Origin of the sequence: Planotetraspora sp. A-T 1434 (assembly GCF_025420585.1) — a bacterium.
Classification (GTDB): domain Bacteria; phylum Actinomycetota; class Actinomycetes; order Streptosporangiales; family Streptosporangiaceae; genus JAOEGB01.
In genome coordinates this window covers 53844-66212 of the sequence record NZ_JAOEGB010000015.1, presented here as the reverse complement: position 1 = coordinate 66212, position 12369 = coordinate 53844, and the positions used below count along the sequence as shown (strand labels likewise).

At 70.9% G+C, this 12369-nt stretch carries 12 protein-coding genes; 9 read left to right on the top strand and 3 right to left on the bottom strand.

Features of this window, described 5'->3' with window-relative positions; translation table 11 throughout:
- Positions 1-430: 430 nt before the first annotated feature.
- Positions 431-931, bottom strand: coding sequence for a hypothetical protein (locus N5079_RS20385; protein WP_261585534.1), 501 nt, complete (start codon positions 929-931; stop codon positions 431-433).
- Between the two features lie 372 nt (positions 932-1303).
- On the opposite strand from N5079_RS20385, the gene N5079_RS20380 reads away from it, so the two are divergent.
- Positions 1304-2230 (top strand): alpha/beta fold hydrolase, encoded by a 927-nt coding sequence (locus tag N5079_RS20380; RefSeq protein WP_261585533.1) that lies wholly within the window; start codon positions 1304-1306, stop codon positions 2228-2230.
- A 77-nt stretch (positions 2231-2307) separates the two neighbouring features.
- Positions 2308-3486: an adenylyltransferase/sulfurtransferase MoeZ gene (gene moeZ / locus N5079_RS20375; protein ID WP_261585532.1), complete on the top strand. Its 1179-nt coding sequence runs from the start codon at positions 2308-2310 to the stop codon at positions 3484-3486.
- Between the two features lie 70 nt (positions 3487-3556).
- On the opposite strand, the gene N5079_RS20370 is transcribed toward moeZ, so the two are convergent.
- On the bottom strand, positions 3557-3859 hold the full coding sequence (locus tag N5079_RS20370) for a winged helix-turn-helix domain-containing protein (protein ID WP_261585531.1): 303 nt from the start codon (positions 3857-3859) through the stop codon (positions 3557-3559).
- Positions 3859-4338: a hypothetical protein gene (locus tag N5079_RS20365; protein WP_261585530.1), complete on the bottom strand. Its 480-nt coding sequence runs from the start codon at positions 4336-4338 to the stop codon at positions 3859-3861. The genes N5079_RS20370 and N5079_RS20365 overlap by 1 nt, the downstream gene beginning before the upstream one ends.
- Before the next feature lie 161 nt (positions 4339-4499).
- Here N5079_RS20365 and N5079_RS20360 point away from each other — a divergent pair, with 161 nt between their 5' ends.
- From N5079_RS20360 to N5079_RS20330, 7 genes are all read left to right on the top strand, one after another.
- On the top strand, positions 4500-5219 hold the full coding sequence (locus N5079_RS20360; RefSeq protein ID WP_261585529.1) for a hypothetical protein: 720 nt from the start codon (positions 4500-4502) through the stop codon (positions 5217-5219).
- The gene (locus N5079_RS20355) at positions 5213-6460 is read left to right on the top strand and encodes a S8 family peptidase (protein ID WP_261585528.1); all 1248 of its coding nucleotides are present in this window, start codon (positions 5213-5215) and stop codon (positions 6458-6460) included. The genes N5079_RS20360 and N5079_RS20355 overlap by 7 nt, the downstream gene beginning before the upstream one ends.
- A 9-nt stretch (positions 6461-6469) precedes the next feature.
- Positions 6470-7372 carry a hypothetical protein gene (locus tag N5079_RS20350; RefSeq protein WP_261585527.1) on the top strand — a complete coding sequence of 301 codons (903 nt, stop codon included), beginning with the start codon at positions 6470-6472 and terminating at the stop codon, positions 7370-7372.
- Positions 7366-8556: a S8 family serine peptidase gene (locus tag N5079_RS20345; protein ID WP_261585526.1), complete on the top strand. Its 1191-nt coding sequence runs from the start codon at positions 7366-7368 to the stop codon at positions 8554-8556. Before N5079_RS20350 ends, N5079_RS20345 begins: the two co-directional genes overlap by 7 nt.
- A 101-nt stretch (positions 8557-8657) precedes the next feature.
- Positions 8658-9029, top strand: coding sequence for a hypothetical protein (locus N5079_RS20340; RefSeq protein WP_261585525.1), 372 nt, complete (start codon positions 8658-8660; stop codon positions 9027-9029).
- A 56-nt stretch (positions 9030-9085) separates the two neighbouring features.
- The gene (locus N5079_RS20335; protein ID WP_261585524.1) at positions 9086-9403 is read left to right on the top strand and encodes an MGMT family protein; all 318 of its coding nucleotides are present in this window, start codon (positions 9086-9088) and stop codon (positions 9401-9403) included.
- A 51-nt stretch (positions 9404-9454) separates the two neighbouring features.
- Positions 9455-12349 (top strand): CDP-glycerol glycerophosphotransferase family protein, encoded by a 2895-nt coding sequence (locus N5079_RS20330; protein WP_261585523.1) that lies wholly within the window; start codon positions 9455-9457, stop codon positions 12347-12349.
- Positions 12350-12369: the final 20 nt, after the last annotated feature.

The window sequence follows — 12369 nt, the reverse complement described above, 5'->3', positions numbered from 1 at the left end:
GATCCGCCGAGACTCGGGAACGCCTTGGGAGCGGTGGGCGTGCGTTTCACCCGCGCGCATTCGTTCCGTCAACACACGGTGTGAATGCCGCGGCGTTCACTGCGGGCATGAGCGCACAGCGCGGATCGCGTCGCGTGATCGCACGACAGGGTCGCGTTGTCGAGTCGCCTATTGAGCCGGGATATCGATTGGCCAAGGCGGCGGCATGGACCAAGGAATGAGGGCTCCGCGTTCGACGCGGAGCCCTCGCTGATTGCGGCCGGAACGGCCTGATGGTCTGCGTCCGCACAAGGGCCCGTTCGCACTCGTTGATCAGCGCGTCCCGAGAGGGCTCCCGGTGGCAACGAGCACGGACAGCGTTCAGCCCCTCAGTTATGGCCCGGAGGCCATCTGCGATCTCCATGCGAATGCATGAGATCGCATGCTTGGATTAGTGAGGCGTACGCGTGCTGGTGGGCGTCGGAGTGACCGGGACCGCCTCCTCCTGCTGCTGCTGCGCCTCCTGCTCGTTCTCCTGCTCCGCCTCCTGCTTCTGCTTCGGCTCGGTCTTCGAGTCCGAGAAGGAGTCCTGGCGGTTCCAGGGCTGCGCCTTGCTGTCGGAGTTCTGCCAGTTGTACGGCAGAGCCCGCGAGTCGGTCTCGGTCTTCTGGAACGGCGTCAGGACGAGGGTGAAGTCCCGCAGCAGGAACTGGTGCTGCCGCTGGTGCTGACGCTCGTGCTGCCACTGCTTGTTCTTGTTCTTGTTCTTGTTGTGGTTCCGGTGGCCACGGCCCCAGTTGCAGCCGCCGCCACCGCCGCCGCCACCGACCCAGCCGCCCATGACGGTGGAGGCGCTCGCGCTGCTGGTGATCGCGTTGCCGAGGGCGACGGCTCCACCGGTCAGAGCGGCGCTGATCGCGAGGATCCCGACGATGTTGTTGAACTTGGGCATTTCATTTGCTCCTTGAAGGACTACTGCCCCGACACTCCGACATTTTCCAAATCAGTTGGAAAATGTACTTTCTGATGACCCTTGCGGATCATCCCTGCATTGTCTTGATTTCCTCGCCGCCCAAGCGACAAACGGCGATCGGTGGCTTTTGCCATCTGCTTATCGCTTTATTGACGACGTTGGACCGCTACTGATCACTTCGCCCGCAAATGTCATTTATGTCGCATTTGAAATGTCCGATATGAGCAATATCGACGAACCGGTACATAGGGAGGGATCGCAAAGGTGCTTACTGCCCGTAGTCGCGGGGGCGGCTGGGAGACGTACGGCCGGGGGTTATCGTCGAAACAGAAGGAGAACGAGGGAGGACGCGTGGGTGTCGAGCCGATTCCGCATTGGCCGGGCGAGCACATCGATCTGGGTGAGACGCGGATCCACGTGAGGACCACCCCGGAGGGGCCGCCCGACACGGCCGTGTTCGTTCACGGTCTGGCAGGCTCCGCCACGAACTGGACCGACCTCATGGGCGAGCTCGCCGGCGACGTGCGGGGAGTCGCCATCGACCTGCCGGGAGCCGGGCACTCGCCCGCGCCCCCCGACGGCCGCTATTCGCTGGACGGCCACGCGGACGCGGTCGTGCGGTTAGTGGAGCACATCGGTGGCGCTGTCCACCTGTTCGGCAACTCCATGGGCGGGGCCGTGTCCGTGCGGGTCGCGGCCGCCCGGCCCGACCTCGTCAGGTCGCTGACGCTCGTCTCCCCGGCGATGCCCGACCTGCTGCCCCGGTACGGCCCGGCCCGGGTGGCCATGTCGGCCGCGCCGCGCCTGGGCGAGCTCGCGGTCCGCTGGCTCTCGTCCGTCCCCGCCGAGCGGCGCATCCGGGCGACCCTGAGTATGTGTTACGCCGATCTCAACAGGGTCCACCCCGAGCGGCTCCGCGACGCGGTGGAGGAGCTGCGGCGGCGTGACGGCCTGCCGTACTCGGGGGAGGCGATGGTGGGCTGCGCCCGCGCGATCGTCAACGAGTATTTCCGCACCGGTCCGGACAACCTCTGGCGGCAGGCGGCCCGGGTCACCGCGCCGACTCTGGTCGTCTACGGCCGCCGTGACCGGCTGGTCGACGCCCGGATGGCCCACCGGGCGGGCCGTACGTTCCCGGACGTCCGGCTCGTCACGCTGCCCAACGCCGGGCACGTCGCGCAGATGGAGTTCCCCGAGGTGGTCGCCAGGGAGGCACGGCGCCTGCTCGCCGAGACGCGAATTCGCGAAACACAGGTGTCCATACGGCGGACAGCGTGATTGGGAATGCGGAACGCGCCGGTTAAGTTGTGAGAAGGGCTTGTGATGAGCCCATGGAGCCGAGCAGGAGTGGAACTGTGTCGTTGCCACCGCTGGTAGAGCCGGCAGCTGAGCTGACCGTCGACGAGGTGCGCCGCTACTCGCGTCACCTGATCATCCCTGACGTGGGCATGGCAGGGCAGAAGCGGCTCAAGAACGCCAAGGTGCTGTGTGTGGGGGCGGGTGGCCTGGGCTCTCCCGCGCTGCTCTACCTGGCCGCGGCCGGGGTGGGGACTCTCGGGATCGTCGACTTCGACATCGTCGACGAGTCGAACCTGCAGCGGCAGATCATCCACGGCCAGTCGGACGTGGGGCGGCTCAAGGCGGAGTCGGCCGCCGCCAGCGTGCGCGAGATCAACCCGCTCGTCAACGTCGTGATCCACAACGTGGCCCTCACGACGGACAACGTGATGGACATCTTCTCCGGCTACGACCTGATCGTGGACGGGACGGACAACTTCGCCACCCGCTACATGGTCAACGACGCGGCCGTGCTGCTCGGCAAGCCGTACGTCTGGGGGTCGATCTACCGGTTCGACGGGCAGGCCAGCGTGTTCTGGGCCGAGCACGGCCCCTGCTACCGCTGCCTCTACCCGGAGCCCCCGCCGCCCGGCATGGTGCCGAGCTGCGCTGAGGGCGGCGTTCTCGGCGTGCTGTGCGCCTCGATCGGCTCGATCCAGGTCAACGAGGCCATCAAGGTCATCACGGGCATCGGCGAGCCGCTCGTCGGCCGTCTGATGATCTATGACGCGCTGGAGATGAAGTACCGGGACGTCAAGGTCCGCAAGGACCCGGAGTGCCCGCTCTGCGGCAAGAACCCGTCGATCACCGAGCTGATCGACTACGAGGCCTTCTGCGGCACCATCTCCGACGAGGCGCAGGAGGCGGCCGCGGGCTCCACGATCACGGCGGCCGAGCTCAAGGACATGCAGGACCGGGGGGACAACATCTTCCTGATCGACGTCCGCGAGCAGAACGAGTACGAGATCGTGAACATCCCGGGCGCCGTGCTCATCCCCAAGGGCGAGTTCCTGAACGGCTCCGCGCTCGAGGGCCTGCCGCAGGACAAGAAGATCGTCCTGCACTGCAAGTCCGGCGGCCGGTCGGCGGAGGTCCTCGCGGTCCTCAAGAACGCCGGCTTCTCCGACGCCGTCCACGTCGGTGGCGGCGTGCTGAGCTGGGTCAAGACCGTCGACCCGAGCCTGCCCACCTACTGATCGCCTCTCGTACGGCTGCCGCCTCCCACGCGGAGGCGGCAGCCGTACGCGTTGGAGCGCTCAGTGGGGCTCAGTCGGAGAGGACGGTCAGGCCGCTGGGGGAGACGATCTTCTGCAGGTTCGCCACGTATAGGGTGAACGCCGCCCGCCCGACCTCGGTGAGGCTGTACCAGGTCTTGGGCCGCTTGCCGACGTGGCCCTTCTTTATATGCACATATCCGACCGCCTCCAGCGCGCTCGCGTGCTTCGACAGCACCGAGTCACTAATGCCGAGGGTGTCCCTCACGAAGCCGAACTCGGCCTGCTCCGCCGCCGCGAGCAGTGACACGATCTGCAGCCGGGTGGGGGCGTGAATGACGGGATCGAGCTCCATCACACCCCTTTTTCGATCTTCATAGCCATTTGGCGGGAGATCCACCGGGCGACGTACGGCCCGGTCAGCGCCATAAAGGCGCTCATCCCCAGTGCCGCGTAGGTCCGAGCGTAGGCCACCTCGCGGGTGGACATCCACAGCGCCAGCGCCAGGGCCGGGCCGATACTCAGCGCGAGCCAGAGCGCGAAGCCCGCCATTCCGGCGGCCGACAGGACGCTGCGGTGCGCGGTCATCCGCCGTGACGTCACGAGTCGCGCGATCAGCGCTCCGAGGCCCACGGCGAGCACGCCGCCGCCGGCCGCCATGACGACGGCAGGCGTCCCGGGCTCGGTGACCAACTGGGCGCCGGTGACGAAGAGGCCCACCCCCACCATGTACCAGGTCGGGAACCACGGCTGGGATCCGACGGCCTTCGCCTGCGTTCTACGGATGTCGGCGAGGCTCTGCGCCGCCTCCTGAGGATTCATGAGGGGATTCACAGGGGTTCCTCCACTGTCTCGGCATTTACTTTCCATAGTGGAAAATACTTTCCGCTTTCCGTACCGTCAAGTACTTTCCAGGCGGATTTGTGGGGATGATGGGTGTCAAGTCGGGTTAAGGTCGCTGAGGTGAACCCGCGAACCGAGTGAGCGGAGGCGTGGTGGGTGAGACCAGGACCTGGCCGGCCCTGCTCGTGGCCTCCGCGCTCACCCTGATCTGCGCCGCGGTCGCGGGCGTCGCGGCGACCGCCGCGGGCGCCGAGCTGACCCGCGGTCCGAGCGCGGCCGAGATCCGGCAGGCGAGCGCCACCGAGGTCTCCCGGCGCTGGGCGTTATGGCCGGCCGGCCGGATCTTCCCGCCGACGCTGCCCTACACCGGCGAACAGGGAGGCGGGGAGACGGCGCGCAGGGTCGGCATCTCGTCGAGGATCGACTGCCGGGCAGCCGTCGACGCGGCACTGCGCAAGGCGGTGCTGGCCGCCCACTGCCACGCGATCCTCCGGGCGACCTACCTCGACGCGCTCCAGGGCATCGTGGTGACGATCGGGGTCGCGGCGTTCCCCGACGCCGCTTCGGCGGCGGCCGCCAAGGCGGCGTTCCCCCGGAACGGCGGGCCGTACCCGGGGCTGCGCGCCCTGGCCTTCCCCGGCACCGTGACAGATCGCTTCACCGCCGGAGGCCGCCAGGCCGGCACCGTGCGGCAGGCCGGCCCCTACGTCGTGATGAGCACGGTCGGGCAGGTGGACGGACGCCCGGCCAGAGGCGTCGGCAGTCAGCGGCCGACCATGTTCTCCTTCACCGGCGACCTGGTCGGGAACATCGCCGCCACGCTCACCGCCCCGGCGTCCCCGGACTGCGCCGCCAGGGAGTGGCAGTGCTGAGACGCGCCGGGCACGCCGTCGCGGCCTTCGCCTTCGCCGCCGCCCTGCTTCCCGTCGCGCCTCGTACGGCTCTCGCCGACGACGTGCGGGTGAGCCAGGAGGCGGTCCTGCGGACCCTGGACGTCGCGGACGCCTGGGCCGTGACCAAGGGCAGGGGCGTGACCGTGGCCGTCCTCGACTCGGGGGTGGACCCCGAGCACCACGACCTGGCCGGATCGGTGGTCATCGGCAAGGACTTCACCGCCGGGGCCAACCCGGACGACGTCGAGCCGGTCCGCCTGCACGGCACCTACATGGCCTCCCTCATCGCGGGCCACGGGCACGGCCCGGGAGGCGGCGACGGCGTCATCGGCGTCGCGCCGGAGGCCAGGGTGCTGTCTGTGCGGGTGATCCTGGAGGACGAGGAGCCCGGCTTCCGCACGTTCAACTCCGACCCCCGTTTCGAGGGCGTGGTCGCCAAGGGCATCCGGTACGCCGTGGACCACGGAGCGGAGGTGATCAACCTGTCGATCTCCAAGGACCTCCCGACCGAGGCCGAGCGTGAGGCGATCCGCTACGCGATCTCCAAAGGGGTCGTGCTGGTGGCCGCCGCGGGCAACGACGGCGCCGGCAAGCGCACCGCGCCGTACTCGTACCCCGCTTCCATCCCCGGCGTGATCTCCGTGGCAGCGGTCACGCCGGCGCTGCGCCGCGCGTCGTTCTCGAACCGGAACTCCTCCGTCCTCGTGGCGGCGCCCGGCGTCGACGTCCTTGGCGCGGGGCCGGGCGACGAATACTGGGTCGGCCGGGGGACCTCGCAGGCCACCGCGCTCGTGTCGGGGGTGGCGGCGCTGATCAAGTCGCGCCACCCGGGGATGTCGCCCGCGCTCGTCGCCCAGGCGCTCACCTCGTCTCCGGCCCAGAAGAGCCCGTACAACACCGGCACGGGCTTCGGTGTGGTCAACGCGTACCGGGCGCTGAGCATGGCGGCGGTCCTCGCCCGCCACAGGGCCACGGCGTCGGGGCCGGGCGTCCAGGATCCAGGCCGGACCGTGCGCGCGGCCACCGACCGGGGCGGCCCCATCGTGGTCGTGCGCCGCGACGAGCGGGCGATCACCGTCTACGGCGGCGTCGCCATCGCGGGCCTCGGCGGCGCGGTCTCCAGCCTCGTCGTCCTGATCCTGCTCGTACGGCGGGCCAGGAGGAAGGAGCACGAGGCTCTGGTCATGTCGTCACCCCGGCCGACGGGCCTACCGACGTAGCATCGGGGTATGCCGCCCGAGCAGCCCAGGACACCGGGAACACCGGGGAGGCCGGGGACACCGCCCGGTGGCCGGCGGGGACTGCCTCTCGGCTCGTCCTCCGGCCGCCCTCGGGCGCGCCCCTGGCCCGCGTCACGCGGCCGGGCGGCGGCCGCGCAGGCGGCGCGGGAGCGGGCGGAACTGGAGCGCGGCATCCGGTTCCGGTCGATTTTCCTGACGGTGATGGGCGTGGTGCTGGCCGTCGCGGCGGCCAACGTGCTTCTCGGGTCGATCGGGCTGCTCCAGGAGACCCGGTCCCGGCCGCTCACCGACGCCGAGCGGGCCAAGTACGTCGCGGAGGACGTGGCCCGCAGGTGGCACGCGTGGCCGGTCGGCATGGTCTTTCCCGAGGAGGTCCAGTACACCGGCCTCGCCCGGGCCCAGCAGTACGCCCGGCGGGTCGGCGTCGCTCCCGAGGCGGCGTGCGCGGCCACGGTCGACTCCCCGGTCGCCTCCGCCCTCCGCGAGCAGGGCTGCCGCACGATGCTCCGGGCCACCTACGTCGATCAGACCTCGACATTCGCCATCACGGTCGGGGTCGCCGTCCTCAAGGACGAGGAGGCGCGGATGGGGGCCGCCGCGAAGCTCCCCGTCGACGACCGCGTGGGCGTGCGGCCGGTCGCCTTCCCCGGCACGGTGACGGACATGTTCGGCGCGGCACAGCGGCAGCGGACCGCCTGGGTGGGCGCCGGGCCGTACATCGTCTTCTCGACCGTGGGCTACGCCGACGGGAGGACCCGCGACTCCGTCGCGCAGGAGGAACTGCTGAACAGCGAGATGTGGCCGGTCGCGGAGTCTGTCGCGGGGCGCATCGCGCGATCCCTGGGCGAGCCGCCCGACGTCCCGCGCTGCACCCAGGGGAACGTGTGCTGAGGCCGATCGCCCTGAGTATCGCTTTGAGCGCCGCGCTGGCCGGTCCCGCGCTGGCCGGCCCGGCGCTGGCGGGTCCCGCGCTGGCCGGCCCGGCGTTGGCGGAGCCCGCCGGGGAACGCTGGGCGCTCGACGCGGTCAACGCGGAGAAGGCGTGGAAGGTCACCCGGGGCGAGGGCGTGACCGTCGCCGTGCTCGGCGCCGCCCGGCCCGACGGCGGCATTCCCGAGCTGAAGGACAAGGTCCTCTACGGCCCGGACATGACCGGCAGGGTCTTCGGGGGCCTGGTGCCGGGCGACGCCGAGACCGCCCTGGCCTCGCTGGTCGCCGGCAGCGGGCGCGACGGCGGGATCGCGGGCGTCGCTCCCGGCGCGCGGGTGATGTCCATCCCGGTGGCCGAGCCGAAACCCGACGGGAACTTCCTCGAGCCGGAGGCCGAGACCGGCGTGCCGCAGGACCGGCCGGTGGCGCGCGGCATCCGGTACGCCGCCAACCACGGAGCGACGGTGATCTGCCTGCCGATCTCGGACTACGGCGTGGACCGGACGGACCGCGAGGCGATCTCCTACGCGCTGTCGCGCGGGGTCGTCCTGGTCGCCTCGGTGGGGGACGGCGGCCAGTCGGAGTACGCCCAGCGGACGGGGACCTCCTACTGGAGGTTCCCCGCGGGCTATCCGGGGGTCGTGGGCGTGGCGGCGGCCGACCGGCAGGGCCGGAAGGCGGCGTGGAGCAGCGACAACCTCTCGGTCCTGGTCGCCGCGCCGGGAGTCGACGTGCCCGTGGCGTTGGCGGGCGGCTCGCACGGCACGATATCGGGGACGCCGGTGTCCACTGCGCTCGTCGCGGGAATCGCCGCACTGATAAAAGCGAAATATCCGGATATGGCGCCGGAACTCATCTCGCGGGCTCTTACTTCGACATCTCGCCCGCGCCCGCGTGCCGGTTATGACGACAAAGTGGGATTCGGAGTGGTGGACGCGGCGGCGGCTCTGACAAAGGCGGCGGAGTTGGCGGGCTACAGCCGCACGGTCCCGGTGCGGGACGATCTGCATTTCGGGAAGGGGCCGGTTTCCGAGGGACCCGCGCGCCCCGGCCCGGATCCGGTTAGGCTCTGGATCTACGCGATCGCCGTCGTCCTCGGCCTGGGCGGCTTCGCCGCCGGCGCCGTGGCGCTCAGCCGACGGTGATCACATGTTGGCCGCCATTTGGCCGCGTTTCGGCTGCGGTCCCTGGGATGTTCCGGTTTCCTGTGACAGGACGGGGTCAAGTTTCGCTAAGGTCCCGCCTCATGGGGTACGAGCTGCGCGTAGAGCGGGAAGCACCGCTCGCCTACGCCGAACTCGCGAGCGTGGTTTCGGCGGAGGCCGGATTCGAGCTGCGCGGGTCGCACGAGGCCGGCGAGGTTGTCGCGCGGCACGGCGACTCCGTGCACCACGTCGCGACCTGGTCGGGACGGCTGATCGGTCAGCCGGGATCGGACTGGCAGGTGGCTCAGCTCGCGCGCCTCACCGACCGGATGGGCGCCCGGCTGGTCGGCGAGGACGGCGAGGCCTACGGGATCAGGAACGGCGTCGTCGAGCAGATACACGGCTCGGCGAGCTACGAGTTCGGCAAGCTGGAAGAGATCATCGCGGCCGGGCCCTCCGAGTGGAGCACCTGAGAGCCACGCCGTTCGCTCGCGGATCCGAGCGCCACGTCCCGGATGGGCACGCCTGAATGGGGCAGCGCGCCCATCGCGAGCCGACGCCGTACGCCGAGCGGGTGCTCGGCGTGGTCGAGCGCATCCCGCCGGGCAGGGTCATGTCCTACGGGGACGTGGCGGAGTACCTCGGTGAGGGCGGCCCCCGGCAGGTCGGCCGGGTGATGTCCCTGTGGGGCGGCGGCGTGCCATGGTGGCGGGTGATCCGGGCCGACGGAAGCCCCGCGCCGGGCCTGGAATCCGAGTGTCTCGCCAGGTGGCGTCAGGAAGGAACTCCCGTAAAAAGGGGCCGGGCGGACATGCGTGCGGCTCGATGGGACGGGCGGACTCCATGACCGGCATTACCATTTCTAGAACACCGGTCTCCGAAGGGTGGTGCCTCCCTTATGACACCCGCACGCACGAGCGACGCCGTCGCCGACCGATTGCGGGCTGTCCAGGAGCTTTATGACCGGGGCGAGCCCATCGAAGCCCTGGTCGCACTGGTCCGTGAAGGCGGCCTGACCGGGGTGGAGCGCCGCGAGGTCGATCGGGAGGCGCTCGCCGGATCGCTCGGGCTGCGGCTCGACGCGGCGGCCAAGCGCGGCCCCGCACGGCGCCGTCAGGCGATCGACTCCCTCCGGCCGTATCTCGCGGAAGTGGATCCCAAGGTCAAGCGCGACCTTCCGGTCGGCCGCCGGGTCGCCTTCCACCTGATCGAGACCCGTGATCCCGAGGAGCTCGCCGAGAGCGACGTGCTGGCCAAGCTGGCCGCCGCCGCCGCGGAGCCGTCCCGCCGGGTGCGCAAGGGCCTGCGGTGGTATGCCGACCTGCCGGTGGAGGTCGAGCCCGAGCTGCTGCGCCTCCGGGCGGCCGACCTCGTGCCGGTCACCCAGATCGACGACATCACGTGGGCGGACGGCCGCCTGCGGATCACGGGCCATGCCTACCTCGCCGGGCTGTCCGTCCGGAGCGGCCGCTTCAACCGCGCCACGGTCGTGCTGCGCGGCCCCCGGTGGCTGCCCCCGGTGACGCTCAAGACCAAGCGAATCTATCGGCCCGAGGCGACGCACGCCGCCAAGGAGCCGGGCTGCAACTACGACTGGGCCGGGTTCACCGCCGAGCTGAACCCGCTCTCGCTGCGCTGGCGCGCCGGGCTGCGGGCCGTCGTGCGCGGAGGGAAGCGGCTGCTCCGGCGCCGCCACTCCGTCCAGGACACCACGACCTGGCGGGCCGAGATCGTCATCTGGAGCCGTGCCGCGCGGGCCAGGGGTCCCCTCCGGGGTCCGGCGATCGGCCGCACGGAGCGCCCGGCCGGGCTGCGGGTCCGGTCGCGGTGGTGGGTGCGTCCTGTGTGGACCTCCGACAAGGCCCTCCAGGTGGTGCTCCAGCCGACCCGGGCCGAGCTGACCGGGGTCCGGCTGGACGGCCCCATGGTCGAGCTGACCGGATTCATCCCCGGCAGGCCCGTCACCAGGGGGAAGGCCCGGGTGGGCGGCCACCGCATGTCGGCGGACTTCACCCCGGCCGACGGTGGCACCCGCTTCTCGCTGGCCGTCGCCGTACAGACCATGCTGACCTGGGACGCGCGGCGGCTGTGGGTCGAGCCCAAGGGCGACCCCGCCGCGGCGGTGATGCTGGAGGGCGCCGACGAGACCCGGCTGATCGTCGGCGACCGCGAGATCACCGTCCAGGGCGACCGCCGCGACCGGGTGGTGATCTCCGGCCACAAGATCCTGCCGGTCATCACCTCGGCGGAGTGGCGCGACGACTCCCTGACGCTCTCCGGGCGGTACCCCGACGCCGACCCCGGGCCGCGCGACCTCGTGCTGCGGCACCGCGGCGGGCTCACGATCCGCGTGCCCGCCGAGCGCGACGGCGACCGGTTCTCCGTACGGCTCTCGCCCGGCGCGATGCCGCGTTTCGGGTCGAGCGTGCCGCTCGCGGAGGGCACCTGGAACCTGTCCGTGGCTCCTCCGGATCGGTACGGCCCGGCCATGGTGCCGGTCCGGTTCGACCACGCCGCGCTCGACGGGCTCGACGAGAGCCCCCGGACGGTCTCGGGCCGGGTGTACCGGTTCGTCGCCACCCGGTTCGACGTGCCCGTGCTAGTGGCGGCCGAGGACCGGCCCGGCGACGAGCGGAGCGCGGCGGGCGTCTGGGCGCTCAGCCGCACCTTCTACCCGGCGGAGCGGGCCCGTCCGCTGCGCGAGGCAACCGTCTACGCCTCCTTCGACGGCCGGTCCTACTCCGACAATCCGCGTGCGATCTACGAGGAGCGCCTGCGGCGCGGCGACGAGGGCGAGCACATCTGGGTCGTCCGCGACGGAGCCTTCGTGCCGCCGGGCTCGCGGGAGCTCGGCCTCGACGACGGCATCGTCCCGACGGTCGTCCGCGACGGCAGCCGCGAGCACTACGAGGCGCTCGCCCGCTCGCGCTACGTCGTGACCAACGGCTTCCTCCCGGCGTGGTTCCGCACCCGGGACGACCAGGTCTGCGTGCAGACCTGGCACGGCACTCCGGCCAAGCACATCGGGCGCGACCAGGCGCACATGAAGCGGGAGCCGCGGCCGCCCGTCTGGCACCGGCAGGCCGCCGAGGTGCGCGGCTGGGACGTGCTGCTCTCCCAGAGCGCCTGGTCCTCCGACGTGCTGCGGAAGGCGTTCGGCTACGAGGGGCAGATCCTGGAGTTCGGCTATCCCCGCAACGACGTGCTGGCCGCGGCCGAGCGCGGGCCGGCGGCCGCCGAGATCAGGCGGCGCGTCGGCGTTCCGGAGGGCAAGCGCGTCGTCCTCTACGCGCCGACCTTCCGCGACTACGACCGCAGGAACGCCTCGGTCCGGCTCGACCTGGTGGACGCCAAGCGGGTCCTCGGCGAGGATCACGTCGTGCTGGTGCGTGGCCACGCCATGCAGGCGTTTCCGCACGTGTTGCCCCATGAGAGCTTCGCCATCGACGTGACGACATATCCAGACATGGCCGACCTGCTGCTGATCGCCGACGTGCTGGTCACCGACTATTCCTCGTCGATGTTCGACTTCGTGGCGACGGGACGGCCGGTCGTGCTGTTCACTCCGGACCTCGGGAAATACCGCTCCACCCGCGGGCTGTATCTCGATCTGGAGTCGCAGCGGCCCGGCCCGCGGCTGGAGACCTCGGCCGAGGTGGTCGAGGTCCTGCGGACGATCGACACGGTCGCGGCGAAGCTGGCCGACCGCTACGCCGCGTTCGCCCGGACCTACGCCCCCCACGACAACGGCAAGGCCGCGGCACGCCTGGTGGACCACGTCTTCTCATCCTGAGCCGTGCCATCGGATCGACT